This is a genomic window from Streptomyces sp. DSM 110735 (assembly GCF_016482685.1).
In the GTDB taxonomy this organism is placed as follows: domain Bacteria; phylum Actinomycetota; class Actinomycetes; order Streptomycetales; family Streptomycetaceae; genus Streptomyces.
Map to the genome: position 1 here is coordinate 99,959 of NZ_JACYHF010000011.1, position 12,616 is coordinate 112,574.

Annotated in this window: 15 protein-coding genes; 10 read left to right on the forward strand and 5 right to left on the reverse strand. The window is 71.0% G+C overall.

The genetic code is table 11. The annotated features are described in order from the left end of the window. Positions 1-125: 125 nt before the first annotated feature. Positions 126-827: a FadR/GntR family transcriptional regulator gene (locus IF655_RS18635; protein ID WP_199585970.1), complete on the forward strand. Its 702-nt coding sequence runs from the start codon at positions 126-128 to the stop codon at positions 825-827. A gap of 36 nt (positions 828-863) precedes the next feature. On the opposite strand, the gene IF655_RS18640 is transcribed toward IF655_RS18635, so the two are convergent. After that, the gene (locus IF655_RS18640; RefSeq protein ID WP_199585972.1) at positions 864-1,271 is read right to left on the reverse strand and encodes a YchJ family protein; all 408 of its coding nucleotides are present in this window, start codon (positions 1,269-1,271) and stop codon (positions 864-866) included. A gap of 172 nt (positions 1,272-1,443) precedes the next feature. Between IF655_RS18640 and IF655_RS18645 the strand changes: the two genes are divergently transcribed. Genes IF655_RS18645 through IF655_RS18655 form a run of 3 tightly spaced genes read left to right on the forward strand, consistent with a single transcriptional unit; the run spans position 1,444 to position 4,859 of the window. Further along, entirely contained in the window at positions 1,444-1,953 is a 510-nt protein-coding gene (locus IF655_RS18645) for a hypothetical protein (protein ID WP_199585975.1), read from the forward strand. 55 nt (positions 1,954-2,008) lie between these two features. Next, the gene (locus tag IF655_RS18650; RefSeq protein ID WP_199585976.1) at positions 2,009-4,282 is read left to right on the forward strand and encodes a hypothetical protein; all 2,274 of its coding nucleotides are present in this window, start codon (positions 2,009-2,011) and stop codon (positions 4,280-4,282) included. 31 nt (positions 4,283-4,313) lie between these two features. After that, positions 4,314-4,859 (forward strand): hypothetical protein, encoded by a 546-nt coding sequence (locus IF655_RS18655; RefSeq protein ID WP_242488802.1) that lies wholly within the window; start codon positions 4,314-4,316, stop codon positions 4,857-4,859. 10 nt (positions 4,860-4,869) lie between these two features. Here the strand turns inward: IF655_RS18655 and IF655_RS18660 are convergent, their stop codons facing one another. The 3 genes from IF655_RS18660 to IF655_RS18670 form a co-directional block, all read right to left on the reverse strand. Then, the gene (locus IF655_RS18660; protein ID WP_199585978.1) at positions 4,870-5,487 is read right to left on the reverse strand and encodes a cytochrome b/b6 domain-containing protein; all 618 of its coding nucleotides are present in this window, start codon (positions 5,485-5,487) and stop codon (positions 4,870-4,872) included. Further along, positions 5,471-6,148: a molybdopterin-dependent oxidoreductase gene (locus IF655_RS18665; RefSeq protein ID WP_199586122.1), complete on the reverse strand. Its 678-nt coding sequence runs from the start codon at positions 6,146-6,148 to the stop codon at positions 5,471-5,473. Before IF655_RS18665 ends, IF655_RS18660 begins: the two co-directional genes overlap by 17 nt. Before the next feature lie 184 nt (positions 6,149-6,332). Continuing rightward, a complete protein-coding gene (locus tag IF655_RS18670) occupies positions 6,333-7,400 on the reverse strand; it encodes a hypothetical protein (protein ID WP_199585980.1) in 1,068 nt (355 codons plus the stop codon). Positions 7,401-7,787: 387 nt separating this feature from the next. Here IF655_RS18670 and IF655_RS18675 point away from each other — a divergent pair, with 387 nt between their 5' ends. Genes IF655_RS18675 through IF655_RS18690 form a run of 4 tightly spaced genes read left to right on the forward strand, consistent with a single transcriptional unit; the run spans position 7,788 to position 9,993 of the window. Continuing rightward, positions 7,788-8,699, forward strand: coding sequence for a DMT family transporter (locus tag IF655_RS18675; RefSeq protein WP_199585982.1), 912 nt, complete (start codon positions 7,788-7,790; stop codon positions 8,697-8,699). Positions 8,700-8,728: 29 nt separating this feature from the next. Continuing rightward, complete coding sequence (locus IF655_RS18680; RefSeq protein ID WP_199585984.1) at positions 8,729-9,244, forward strand: NUDIX domain-containing protein; 516 nt, start codon at positions 8,729-8,731, stop codon at positions 9,242-9,244. 21 nt (positions 9,245-9,265) lie between these two features. After that, positions 9,266-9,658 carry a DUF202 domain-containing protein gene (locus IF655_RS18685; RefSeq protein ID WP_199585985.1) on the forward strand — a complete coding sequence of 131 codons (393 nt, stop codon included), beginning with the start codon at positions 9,266-9,268 and terminating at the stop codon, positions 9,656-9,658. Further along, positions 9,646-9,993 (forward strand): DUF202 domain-containing protein, encoded by a 348-nt coding sequence (locus IF655_RS18690; protein WP_374100299.1) that lies wholly within the window; start codon positions 9,646-9,648, stop codon positions 9,991-9,993. The genes IF655_RS18685 and IF655_RS18690 overlap by 13 nt, the downstream gene beginning before the upstream one ends. A gap of 60 nt (positions 9,994-10,053) precedes the next feature. Here IF655_RS18690 and IF655_RS18695 read toward each other — a convergent pair whose 3' ends face one another. Beyond that, a complete protein-coding gene (locus IF655_RS18695; protein WP_199585989.1) occupies positions 10,054-10,986 on the reverse strand; it encodes an NADP-dependent oxidoreductase in 933 nt (310 codons plus the stop codon). A 126-nt stretch (positions 10,987-11,112) separates the two neighbouring features. On the opposite strand from IF655_RS18695, the gene IF655_RS18700 reads away from it, so the two are divergent. Both IF655_RS18700 and IF655_RS18705 read left to right on the forward strand, forming a co-directional pair. Further along, complete coding sequence (locus tag IF655_RS18700; RefSeq protein ID WP_199585991.1) at positions 11,113-11,412, forward strand: hypothetical protein; 300 nt, start codon at positions 11,113-11,115, stop codon at positions 11,410-11,412. 181 nt (positions 11,413-11,593) lie between these two features. Next, positions 11,594-12,616: a phosphotransferase family protein gene (locus IF655_RS18705; protein ID WP_199585993.1), complete on the forward strand. Its 1,023-nt coding sequence runs from the start codon at positions 11,594-11,596 to the stop codon at positions 12,614-12,616.

A 12,616-nucleotide genomic window follows, 5' to 3' on the forward strand; every position in this document is an offset into this window, starting at 1 on the left:
CTTCGACATCCGACGCCGAACTCCGGCGTCGCCACACTGAAACCTATTAGGTACGACAAATTCAAGAGTCTGTGACATATAAGTCTGACTTTTTGTCTCTGTGATCCAGGCCGTACGCTGAGTGCATGAGCACACCGGGCCGGGGGCTGCACGGCCGCGTACTGGACACCCTCGGCCCTGCCATCACCGCGGGCGAGTACCCGCCGGGCAGTGTGCTGCGCACGGACGAGCTGGCCCAGCACTTCGAGGTCTCCCGCTCCGTGATGCGCGAGGCGGTCCGCGTCCTGGAGTCCATGCACCTGGTCGAATCCCGCCGCCGGGTGGGCGTGACGGTGCGCCCCAAGGCCGAGTGGAACGTCTACGACCCGCAGGTCATCCGCTGGCGGCTGGCCGGCGCCGACCGGCCGTACCAGCTCCGCTCCCTGACCGTGCTGCGCTCCGCGATCGAGCCGGTCGCGGCGGGCCTGACCGCGCGCCTGGCCACCGCCGAACAGTGCGCCGAACTCACCGAGTGCGCGCTCGGCATGGTCTCCAACTCACGCGGCCACCGGCTGGACCAGTACCTGATCCACGACATCGCCTTCCACCGCATCATCCTCACCGCCTCCGGCAACGAGATGTTCGCCCGCCTCGGCGACGTCGTCGCCGAGGTCTTGGCGGGCCGCACCCACCACGAGGTCATGTTCGAGGACCCCGATCCGGCCGCCGTCACCCTTCACGTCCGCGTCGCCGAAGCGGTACGCGCCCGCGACAGCGCCCGCGCGGAGGAACTCACCCGCGAGATCACGGTGGGGGCGCTCCAGGAGCTGGACATCCTGGTGCCGTAGGGGAGTTGAGCGGGGGGTGTTCTTTGTGACCCCTCGTCAGTCGAGGAACTCCCCGTCGACGTACACCCATTCCCCGCCGACCCGCTCGAACCGGCTCCGCTCGCACAGTTCCCCGCCCCGGTAGGACGCCCGGAACGTCACGGTCCCCCGGTCGTGGAACGCCGACCCGTCGGCGCGGTCGAGGATCTCAAGCCCGGTCCACCGCATGTCGGGGTCGAGTTCGAGCTGCGCCGGGCGGGTACGCGGGTGCCAGCTCTTCAGTAGATACGCCACATCCCCGACGACGAACGCGCAGTACCGCGACCGCATGAGCGCCTCGGCACTCGGCGCGACGGCAGCCCCGGCATGGAACCGCCCACAGCACTCCCCGTACGCCTTGGGCAGCCCGCAGGGGCAGGGTGTGGTGGGGGTGACGGGGGCGGGGCGGGGGGCGCGTCGGGGCATGGGGGTCATTGTGCCGGATTGGCCGGAGACGATTCTTGCCTCATGTACATGACTTACTTTTGGCTTGGCCAAGGTTGCTAATTTGTACGGCGTCACACCAGCGAAGCCGCAGCACCGGTCCAACGGGGGACTGAAGTGCCGGGGGCCTGAGGTACCGGGGGAAAAGCCGACCATGGCATGGGACGAGTGGGAAGAGCTGAAGGCTGAGCATCAGTCGGCGCACACGCGGCTGAACAGCGCGCCTGACGGCGGCGGAACCTACGGACCGTACGTGGTGCCGAGCCGGACCGGTGATCTCCGGGTCGGCCACGAGGACTTGGTCAAGCTCGGCAAGAGCGCTCACGAGCTGTACAACCAACTGTGGGACAAGGCCCGGGTGAGCGTTCCCAGCAGCGATTCGGCGGCGAACGACCTCTCGTCGCAGGGCTTCGCCCTGGGCGGCGGGCTCCAGCACGTGTCGAACCGCTGGGAGGAGCAGTTGAAGTCCCTCATGGACGCCTGTGCCCAGATCTCGAACCACATGCAGACGACGAAGAAGATCCACGCCGGCGACGAGTCGTACATCCAGCGGCAGATGAGCGGCATCGCCGCCCTGGACGCGGGTTTCGACGAACGGGTCGGCGCCCCGGGCGGGAAGAACGAGTACGGCAGGCAGGAGAAGGGCGAGAAGCCCGGCGGCTGAGGGCGCCGCAGCCCTTGTCCCCCACCGTTCCCCCTTCTGCGAAAGAGCCGTACCCGTGGATCTCGACACCCTGCGCTTCGCCAACTTCGCCTCGGTCACCGAGGCTGTCACGGACTGGGGCCTGCTGGTCCGCAACCTGGAGGATCTGCGCAAGCAGGCCGAACAGGGTCTGCACCGCGCCGCGAACCAGGCCGACTGGGCAGGTATCAACGCGCAGGTCACCAAGGAGTTCATCGGCAAGACCGCCGGTGAGTTCGCGGACGCCCACACCCAGGCGAAGACGATTCACAGCATCCTCGGCGACACGGTCGGCGAGCTGAAGCAGTACCGCGAGGACCTCGACGCGGCCATCGAGCGCGGTCTGAAGAAGAACCTGACCGTGATGGACACGGGCCACGGAAGCTTCACGGTCAGCATGAACATCCATCCCGACCGGGCCGCGCAGGGCACCACCGTCCCCGAGCACGACGAGTCCGACGTCACGGCTCTGCGGGACGAGGTGCAGGGGATTCTGCGCAAGGCCACGGAGAGCGACAACTCGGCCCGGACGGTGCTCAAGGCGATCGCGGACCGGGCGGCGCTGGGGTTCACGGATGCCGCGTACAAGGACAGGGACGCCGCGGCGGCAGCCGTGAAGGAAGCCGACGAGCTGGCCGAGTTGGCGAAGCAGGATCCGCAGGACCTCACGGTCGCGGAGTTCGACCGTCTCAACGCCGGGCTGAAGAAGTACCACTCCGATCCCCTCTTCGCGGAGCGGTTCGCCTCCGACCTCGGTCCGAAGAAGACCCTGGAGTTCTGGGCCGGGGTCGCCGACCCTCAGGTGACGCCGGATCTCACGCGCGAGCGCCTCAAGCAACTCGGTTCACTGCAGAAGAACTTGAGCCTGACACTGGCCGAGGCGAGCCAGAGCGACAGCCCGGCGATGGCCCGGTGGAAGAGCGGCGTCATCCAGCTCGGCGACCAGCCGGTGGGCCACCGTCCCGACGTCCTCGGTGTCCAGGTCATGAGCAACCTGATGCGCGCGGGCGATTACGACGACGCGTTCATGACCGAGTACGGCAAGAAACTCATGGCCACCGAGCGGAAGTTCACGGACGGCGGCGAGCACACCTCCTGGCGGCCGACGGGATTCAGCCCCTTCCTCAACCGCATGAACGGAGACACGGGCTGGGATCCGCTGAGCGGCTACCTCAAGGGGCTCTCCAACAGCCCTGAAGCCGCGACGGAGTTCTTCAACGACGACTTCCTCCCGAAGGGCGGCGACCACAAGCACGCCGTCTCCAACTTCACGTACCTCTTCGAGGACCGGCACTGGCCGGAGAGCATCAAGAACGACTTCAGCGGCGACATGAGCAACGACGGACGGAACAACCTCGCGTCGGCTCTGGAAGCGGCGACGACGGGCCATCCGGCCGGGGAGATGCCGACGCTCGACACTCCGGCGCACAGCGCGGCCCAGGCCAAGCTCTTCAACGCCATCGTGTCCTCGGTGGGCGACGAGCCGGAGCGGCTCACCGGGCACGACTACATGTCCGACAGCATGGGGCAGATCGCGTCGGAATACCTCCCCGACATCAACCGCGCCGCAGCCGACGTGAGCCGGGACTCCGAGGACTGGGACAAGATCGAGAAGCTCTACCCGATCGCCGGTACGGACGCCCGGGTGGACCACCGCGACGTGAACAAGTTCCTCTTCGCCGTCGGCCAGAACCCGTCGGGCTACGCGGCGGTGGAGGTGGGCCAGGAGGCGTACATGTCCAAGCTCATGGCGTACCACCTCGACCCGGACCTTCCGGCGGACCAGCGTTTCTCCCAGGACCAGGAGACCACCGTCCGCTACATCTCCGAGCGCTCCGGCGAGGTCTCGGGCGTCCTCGGCCTCGGCCGCCAGGAGGAACTCGCCAATCCGGCGGGTGAGAAGGACAAGGCTTTCGAGTACAGCATCTCCCAGCGGAAGAACTGGATCTCCGGCGGCGTCGGCACGGTCGTCGGCGTCGGCACCTCGTTCGTCGCGACGCCCTGGGTGGGCGCGGCGGCGGGTGGCGTGGCGGGGACTGCCACGAGCGTGGTGCTGGAGCGGGTGTTCAAGGATGCGGAGGGGTCGTCCCTCGACGAGATCGCCAACACGAGAGGCGAACGCTGGGAGGCGGCCATGACGAGGAACAACGAGTACGTGGCTGCGGGTGCGCACGCGGCGGCGGACAGGCACCACCTGTCCAACTCCGACGACATCGCAAGGTGGGCCCGGGATGGCGCCCGACAGGGATTTCTCAACTCCGGACCCCTGCTGAACGGGCAGGCGCCCGGCAGCATCACCACCTCTTCCTGACCCCGTTCCGACTGCGAGAAGTGGCATCACCATGAACGCGTCCCTGTCTCACCGCCGCCTTCGCCGCGCGGGTCTGGCCGGCACTTTGTGTGCCGTTCTTGTCGCCCTCTCCGGCTGCTCCGGCGATGCCCCGAAGCGCGAGTACGCCGCTCCCCGTTCCCTGTGTGGCACGCCGGTGGAGTCCAAGGAGCTGTACGCGTTCCTCCCTCCCGGCAAGAAGGTGTCATCGCGGATCACCAAGAAGTCGGCCAATGTGACCTGGTGCGCGCTGACGGTTGACGGCAAGAAGATCGTCCGTACCTCCCAGGAGTGGTGGGAGGACATGTCGATGCGGCAGTACACCATGGGCTTGACGCCCGACGCGCTCGATCACCAGACCAAGGACAGGCGCTTCATCTACTCCGGGTACCTGGCCTACGGAAAGATCACCGACTGCGACCACAGCAAGCACCGCGTCGATCGTGTCCTCTACACAGGAGTCCAAGCCTTCGGCTCCAAGCACCGCGACCCCGCCGCCATGAAGAAGCTGATCGTCAGCTACACCGAGGCGGTGGAGAAGTCGAGCGCCTGCCGGTGAGGCGAGACCGCTAAGGGCGCCACAGCGGATGTTCCCGTTCCGCCCACGCGCGGCTCACCGTGCCGGTGCGTAGGCCCTGGCGGGCTTCTGGGTCTGCCAGGGCCATTCCTGTGTGGCCGGCGAGGACGATGCCGATCGTGAGGGCGAGCCAGTCGTGGACGAAGGTGGCGGAGGTGCGCCACATCAGGGGGGTGAGGTGGGTGAACCACATCATCAGGCCGGTGCCGAGCATGACGAGGGTGGCTCCGGCGATCCAGGCGGTGTAGATCTTCTGGCCCGCGTTGAACTTGGCGGCGGGGCGGTGGGGGGTGCGGCGCAGTACGGCCTGGAGCCAGGCGCGGTCGTGGGGGCCGAAGCGGTTCAGGTGGCCGAGGTCGGCGCGGAGTGCCCGGGAGGTCAGGCCGAGGAGGACGGGGACGGGGAGGGCGAGCCCCGCGCATTCGTGGATGCGGACGATCAGGTCGCGGCGGCCGACCAGGACGGCGAGTTGCGGGATGTAGAGGCAGGCGGCGGTCGCCACGCAGACGCCCATCAGGAGCGCGGTCACGCGGTGGGTCCAGCGTTCGGCGGGGGTGAAGCGGCGGACGCGGGTCCCGGTCGGGGCGGCGGTGTCAGTTGGTGGGGTCATCGGTCCGTCCGTTCGAGCGGCCGACCCAGGCGTCGACGTCGTAGCCGCGGTTCTCCCAGTAGCCCGGGCGGACGCGGTCGGTGACCGTGATGCCGGACAGCCATTTGGCGGACTTGTAGAAGTACATCGGGGCGACGTAGAGGCGGACGGGCCCGCCGTGGTCGTGGCCGATGTCCTTGTCCTGCATCCGCAGGGCGACCAGGACGTCGGCGCGCCGAGCCTGGTCGAGGGTGAGGCTCTCGGTGTAGGCGCCGTCGAAGCAGGTGAAGCGGATGGCCCGCGCGGAGGACTGGACGCCCGCCGCGTCCAGCAGGTCCGCCAGGCGTACGCCCTGGAAGGGGGTGCCCGGGACGCGCCAGCCGGTGACGCACTGGACGTCCTTGACGAGCCGGGTCTGCGGCAGGGCGCGCAGGTCGTCCAGGGTGTAGGTGTGCAGGCGGTCGACCATGCCGCCGACGGTGAGCCGGTAGTCGGCGGGTCCCTTGCGGGGGACGGACGCGGTGACGGAGTAGTAGCGGAAGCCGCCGCCGTTGGGCAGCAGGCCGCTCAGTCCGGTGGGGTCCTGGCCGGAGAGCGCTTCGAAGCCGCGCTGGAGGGCGGGGGCGGTGACCACGCCGAGGGCGCCGAGGGCGACGGTGCCGAGGAAGATTCGGCGGCCGATCGGTTTGCCGCGGGCTTCGGCAGCGGCAGCGGCTTCGGCGGCAGCAGTGGCGTCCGCTTCGGCAGCGGCGTCCGCTTCGGCAGGGGAAGCGGTGTCGGCAGCGGAAGCGGCTTCGGCGTCGGCACCGGCTTCGGTTTCGGGGAGGTCCGCGCCGTCCTCCGGAGGTTCTTCGGGCTTCACGCCGTCATTCGAACACCGTCGGGGCGGGTGGGGCCAGTGGATCCGGGCGGATGTCAGAGTTCGGTAATCCGAGCGCGCGGGCGCGGGCCTCGTGGAAGGCCGTACGGGGGTCGCCGCCCAGGTGGCACCAGGGTTCGCGGGTGGCGTGCGGGCCGATGCGGTGGAAGAGGGCGGCGGCCTCGGCGGGGCGTCCGGCGGCGGACATGGCGAACGCCAGGTGGTTGAGGTCGAGGTGGCGGCGGGGGTGGTCGTCGTGCTCCCACTCCAGCCACCAGTCGAAGGCGGCGCGCAGGGCACGGCGGGCACGTCGTCCGCCCCAGTGCCCGGCGGCTGCCGGGTCGGCGGGGGCGAGCCCGGTCGCGGCAAGGTGGCGGTGGCGCTCGGTGTGGGCGACGACCGGCAGGACGGCGAGCGGGGAGTCGGCCGGTGCCTGGGCGGCGGCGTGCTCGGCGAGGTCGTACGCCTCGTGGGACTCGGGGCGGGCGGCGGCGGGGCGTTCGGCCAGGGCGGCGACGATCAGATGGTGGCCGTGGTGGTGCTCGGGGTGGCGCAGCCGCAGTTCCGCGAAGGCGCGCCACAGCTCGGGCTCGGGTCCGAGGGCGCGGGCGAGCAGGAGGAGACCGAGCCAGGGCGTGGGGTCGGCGGGGGCGAGCGTGGCGGCGGCGTGGCAGGCGGCGCGGGCGCGGTCGGGTTCCTCGCGGCCGGTGAGGGCGCGGTGGACCTGGGTGAGGGCGAGCAGGGCGGTGGCGTCGGCGGAGCCGGGTTCGGCGAGGAGCCACTCGCGGACGCGCGCCTCGGTGTACGGCTCCTGGGCGAGCACGGTGATCCGGTGGCCCCGGCGGTCCCATTCGTCGCCGGTGTGTGCCAGCAGGGAGCGGACGGGCTGCCATCTGCCGCGGGCCAGGGCGGCGCGGGCGGCTTGCAGTTCGGCGTCGCCGAGGGCGGCGTCGAAACCGCGGGGGTCGTCGGAGCCGCGGGGGTCGTCGGAGCCGCGGGGGTCGTCGGGAGCGGTGTCGCCGGACGGTTGAGCGGGGGCCCGGCATGTGCCGAGCAGGGACGGGAGTGGGGGCACCGCTGGACTTCCTGTTTCTCGGGCTGCCATCGGCCGATCACGCACAGCAAACTCCCCGCCAGGGATTGCGTCAAGCGGAATCCGAGTGTTACTGGGTTCAACGAGCGTTGCTTCAGGGGCACTTGGGGTTCGGGAGACCTGGTGACGGGCCCGGCGCGGGGGTTCGGGGACCCGATTGTGTCGTACGCCATGGCGCCCGGGGGCGGGGCGGCGGAACATGAGCCGACGGTTCCGCCCGCCGCTGTCCGGAACGGCCCCGCGACCCCGGTCCGGTGCCCCGTCCGGCCGGACGACGGGACCGCGCCAACCCGCCCCCATCCGGGCGCTCTCCGCGGCGACGCCGTCCGAGGGCGCTACAGTCGGCCACACGCAATCGTGGCCCGGCCGATGATCGAGGTACGCAGCGTGTCCCTTCTGGTTGTCCTTCTCGCCATGGGCGCCGCGTGCTGTGTGGGGTTCGGGTTCGTGCTCCAGCAGAACGTGGCGCAACGGGCTCCGCTCAGCGACTTCCTGTCCTTCCGGCTGCTGCTCGACCTGATGCGGGTGCCGCGCTGGCTGGGCGGTACGGCGCTGATGGTGGCGGGGATGGCGCTCGGCGCGGTCGCGCTCGGGCAGGGCGAGATCTCCGAGGTGGAGCCGCTGCTCGCCACCAACCTCCTCTTCGCGCTCGCCCTGTCCCGCCGTCAGACCGGGCAGCCGCTGGGCCGTCAGGGCTGGACCGGGCTCGCGCTGCTGGCGGGCGGGGTGAGCGCGTTCATCCTGGCGGGCCGCCCGCAGGCGGGCACCGCTGTCACCGATCCGCTGCGGCACTGGCTGATCATGGGCGCGATGCTGGCGACGGCGCTCGCGCTCGCCGGGTACGCCAAGCGGTCGCGGACGGGTTGGGGCGCGGTGCTGCTGGCCGCGGCGGCGGGGCTGCTGTACGGCGTCCAGGACGCGCTGACCCGGGTGAGCGCGACGCGTTGGGCGGAGGGCGGTCCGGCGGAGCTGTTCACCGGCTGGCAGCCGTACGGCGTGCTGGTGCTCGGGGTGACCGGGCTGATGCTGGTGCAGAGCGCGTTCGAGACGGCGCCGCTGCGGATGTCGCTGCCCGCGCTGACGGCGGCGCAGCCGCTCGCGGGCATCCTGTGCGGGGTGGGTTTCCTGGGCGACCGGCTGCACACCGACACCGGGGCGCTGGCCTGGGAGGCGGCGGGGCTCGCGGCGATCGTGGCGGGCATCGTGCTCCTTGGACTGCATCCGGCGATGCCGTGCGGGACGGCTGAGGAGCGGCGGGTGCGGGACCTTCAGCGGAACTGAATCCGGGGCGTGCCTGCTTGGATGGCCGTATGAATCCTGCCGACGAGATCCTCGACATCGTGGACGAGCGGGACCGGGTGGTGGACCAGGTCCCGCGCGGTGAGGCGTACGCCCGGGGGCTGCGCCACCGCTGCGTCTTCGTCCAGGCCCGGGACGCGGACGGGCGGCTCTTCGTCCACCGCCGCACCGCGACCAAGCTGGTGTTCCCCGCGCTGTACGACATGTTCGTCGGCGGGGTGGTGGGCGCGGGCGAGTCCTACGACGAGGCGGCGCTGCGGGAGGCGGAGGAGGAGCTGGGGGTGTCGGGTCTTGACCGCCCGGAGTTCCTGTTCAAGTTCCTCTACGACGACGGGTCGGGCAGGAGCTGGTGGTCGGCGGTGTACGAGGTGCGCTGCGAGCTGCCGGTCCAGCCGCAGGTGGAGGAGGTGCAGTGGCACGACTTCCTCACCGAGGACGAGGTGGAGCGGCGACTCGGCGCGTGGGAGTGGGTGCCGGACGGGCTCGCGGCGTACGAGCGGCTGAGGGCGTTCCGGGCGGGCGCGTGAGGCGCCGGTAGTGTCCGTGGCGTGATCGAATTCGCGCGGAACGTCCGCCTCTGGTTCGCCCCCGAGCGGGTACGGGACGAGGGCAGCACCCCCGACTACCGGTTCTCGCTCGCCAACGAGCGCACGTTCCTCGCCTGGCTGCGCACCGCGCTCGCGCTGATCGGCGGCGGCTTCGCGGTGGACCAGTTCCTGCCGCACCTGCGCTGGGCGTGGCGCGCGGGACTCGCGCTGGCGTTGCTCGCGGCCGGGGTGCTGTGCGCGCTGCGCGCGGTGAACCACTGGGTGCGCTGCGAGCGGGCGATGCGGCGCGGCGAGGACCTGCCGGTCTCCCGCTTCCCGGTGCTGTTGAGCCTGGTGGTCGCGGTGGTGGCCCTCGCGATGGTCGTGGTGGTGCTGGCGGGGTGGGCGGGGTGAGTACGGGTCAGGGCTCGGGCGGCACGCCGTCCGGCCAGGACCGGGGGCTCCAGCCGCAGCGGACCCGCCTCGCCTGGCGGCGTACGACGCTGGCGTGCACGGTGGTGGCGGTGCTCGCGGTGCGGGCGGCGCTGCGCGCGGGCGAGCCGGTCGCCGCCGCGCTGCTGTGCGCGGCGAGCTGCGGGCTGTGGCTGGGGTTCCTGCGCATCGCCCACCACCGCATCCGCGCCCTGGCGACCGACGACCGCCCCGCCGCGCTGACCCCGCGTCATGCGACGGCGGCGGCGGTGTGCGCGGCGACGCTGGCGGTGTGCGCGGCGGCGCTGCTGGTCTGAGGGCAGCGCGCCACTCCCCCGCGCCACTTGCTCCCCCGCGCCACTTGCTCCCCCGCGCCGCTACTTCTCCGGCACCGTCACGACGATCTTGCCGCGGGCGTGATGGCTCGCGCTCAGCTTCTGGGCTTCCGCCGTTTCCTCCAGCGGGAGGACCTTGTCCACGTGGACGGAGACCACGCCCTGGTCGGCCCACTGGGACAGCTTGGTGAGGTCTTCGGGGTCGGGGCGGACGAACCAGTAGCGGCCGCCGTACGTGACCACCTCGGGGTCGGCGATGGAGACGAGGCGACCGCCGGGAGCGAGCAGGTTGGCGGAGATCTTGAGGGTCTCGCCGCCGATGGTGTCGAAGACCGCGTCGACGCCCTCGGGGGCGATCCCGCGCACGCGCTCGGCCAGCCCCTCGCCGTAGGAGACGGGTTCGCCGCCGAGGGAGCGGACGTAGTCGTGGTTGCGCTCGCTCGCGGTGCCGATGACGCGGGCGCCGAGGTGGACGCCGATCTGGACGGCAAGGGAACCGACCCCGCCCGCGGCGGCGTGCACGAGGAGGGTCTCGCCGCGCTTGACACCGAGGACGGTGACCACGCACTGATAGGCGGTCAGCCCGGCCAGGGGCAGCCCCGCCGCCTCCTCGAAGGACAGGGCGCGGGGCTTGGGGGCGAGGGTGCGCACGGGGGCGGAGACGTACTCGGCGAAGGTGCCGAGGGAGAGGAAGTCCTCGCGGACGTAGCCGATCACCTCGTCCCCCTCGGCGTACTCCGTGACCGAGGCGCCGGGCTTGACCACGACCCCGCTCATGTCCCAGCCGGTGATCACCGGGAACACCGTTTCCAGGATCGGGTCGAGGTAACCCTCGCGGCACTTCCAGTCCACCGGGTTGACGGCTGCCGCGCGCACCCGGACCAGCACCTGGTCGGGTCCGAGCTTGGGTTCGGGCCGGTCGCCGTACTCCAGCACCTCGGGTCCGCCGTAGCGGCGGTAGCTGATCGCCTTCATGTCCTAGACCTTCCTGGGTACCCGGACGCCACGCAACCCATATGCCGGGATACGCCCCATTCGCGCGTAGCCTGTCGGTCGTCGTCCCCCGACACCCCCCCATCCCGCCTCTCGAAGGTGAGCCCCATGACCGACCTTCACCAGGAACACTCCGAGCACGGCGCGCACAGTCACGGGCCGGGCTGCGGGCACTCCGCCGTACCGCACGGCGACCACGTCGACTACGCGCACGACGGCCATCTGCACCGCGCCCACAGCGACCACTGGGACGAGTGCGAGCCCGCCGGGCACACCGCGCACCCCGGCCACGACCATGTGCACCACGAGGAGTGCGGGCACGCGCGCGTGGTGCACGGCGACCATGTGGACTATCTGCACGACGGGCACCGGCACGCCGAGCACGGGGACCACTACGACGACCACTGAGCCCGCTCCACATCCATGGCCCCTCCGGCGCCGCGCCGGAGGGGCCCTCGCGCGTCACTGTGGTCCCGGTCACTGATCGGACCGGTTCCGGTGAACACACTGGACGACATACCGACCGGTCGGCATCATGAGACGGGTTCCTGTTCACCCGTTCCTGTCCGCCCGTTCCCAGGAGTGATGTATGAGCGCCGACCACCCGCCCGGACTCGATCCCGACCGGCTGCGCGCGCTGCTCGACCGTGAGCGCCCCGGTCTGGTCAGCGGACCCCTGACCGGCCGGCTGATCGAGGGCGGACGGTCGAACCTCACCTACGCGGTGTCCGACGGCACCTCGAAGTGGGTCGTCCGCCGTCCGCCGCTGGGTCATGTGCTCGCCACCGCGCACGACATGCGGCGCGAGCACCGGGTGATCAGCGCCCTGCACCCGACCGACGTGCCGGTCCCCCGTCCGGTGCTGCTGTGCGAGGACGAGGAGGTGCTCGGGGCTCCGTTCTACGTCATGGAGTACGTCGAGGGCACCCCCTACCGCACGGCCGACCAGCTCGCCCCGCTCGGCGCGGAGCGCACCCGGGACGCGGTGCTCTCGCTGGTGGACACCCTGGTCGAGCTGCACGCGGTGGACCCCGGCGAGGTGGGGCTCGCGGACTTCGGTCGCCCCGAGGGCTTCCTGGACCGCCAACTGCGCCGCTGGGGCAAGCAGTTGGACGCCTCCCGCAACCGCGACCTCGCGGGCATCGACGAGCTGCACGCGGCGCTCGGCCGCTCGCTGCCCGCCTCCCCCGCCCCCACGGTCGTGCACGGCGACTACCGCCTGGACAACGTGCTGATCGGCACCGACGACCGGATCGAGGCCATCCTCGACTGGGAGATGTCCACGCTCGGCGATCCGCTGACCGACCTGGGTCTGCTGGTGATGTACAGCCAGCCGCTCGGCATGGCCGACTCCCCCGTCTCCACCACCGCCGAGGCGCCGGGTCACCCCGCGCCGCGCGAGCTGATCGAGCGGTACGCGGCGCGCTCCGGGCGCGATGTGTCGGACGTCAACTGGTACACGGCGTTCGCCTGGTTCAAGCTCGCCGTGATCCTGGAGGGCATCCACTACCGCTACACCCTCGGCCAGACGGTCGGGCGCGGCTTCGACCGCATCGGGGACCTCGTGCCGGTCTTCATCAACCACGGACTGACGACTCTTCAGGAAGGCTGA

Bases quoted from the DNA above. Each gene is read 5' to 3' on its own strand.
- IF655_RS18635 (WP_199585970.1), top strand. From the start codon at position 126: ATGAGCACACCGGGCCGGGGGCTGCACGGCCGCGTACTGGACACCCTC.
- IF655_RS18640 (WP_199585972.1), bottom strand. From the start codon at position 1,271: ATGCCCCGACGCGCCCCCCGCCCCGCCCCCGTCACCCCCACCACACCC.
- IF655_RS18645 (WP_199585975.1), top strand. From the start codon at position 1,444: ATGGCATGGGACGAGTGGGAAGAGCTGAAGGCTGAGCATCAGTCGGCG.
- IF655_RS18655 (WP_242488802.1), top strand. From the start codon at position 4,314: ATGAACGCGTCCCTGTCTCACCGCCGCCTTCGCCGCGCGGGTCTGGCC.
- IF655_RS18660 (WP_199585978.1), bottom strand. From the start codon at position 5,487: ATGACCCCACCAACTGACACCGCCGCCCCGACCGGGACCCGCGTCCGC.
- IF655_RS18675 (WP_199585982.1), top strand. From the start codon at position 7,788: ATGATCGAGGTACGCAGCGTGTCCCTTCTGGTTGTCCTTCTCGCCATG.
- IF655_RS18680 (WP_199585984.1), top strand. From the start codon at position 8,729: ATGAATCCTGCCGACGAGATCCTCGACATCGTGGACGAGCGGGACCGG.
- IF655_RS18695 (WP_199585989.1), bottom strand. From the start codon at position 10,986: ATGAAGGCGATCAGCTACCGCCGCTACGGCGGACCCGAGGTGCTGGAG.
- IF655_RS18700 (WP_199585991.1), top strand. From the start codon at position 11,113: ATGACCGACCTTCACCAGGAACACTCCGAGCACGGCGCGCACAGTCAC.
- IF655_RS18705 (WP_199585993.1), top strand. From the start codon at position 11,594: ATGAGCGCCGACCACCCGCCCGGACTCGATCCCGACCGGCTGCGCGCG.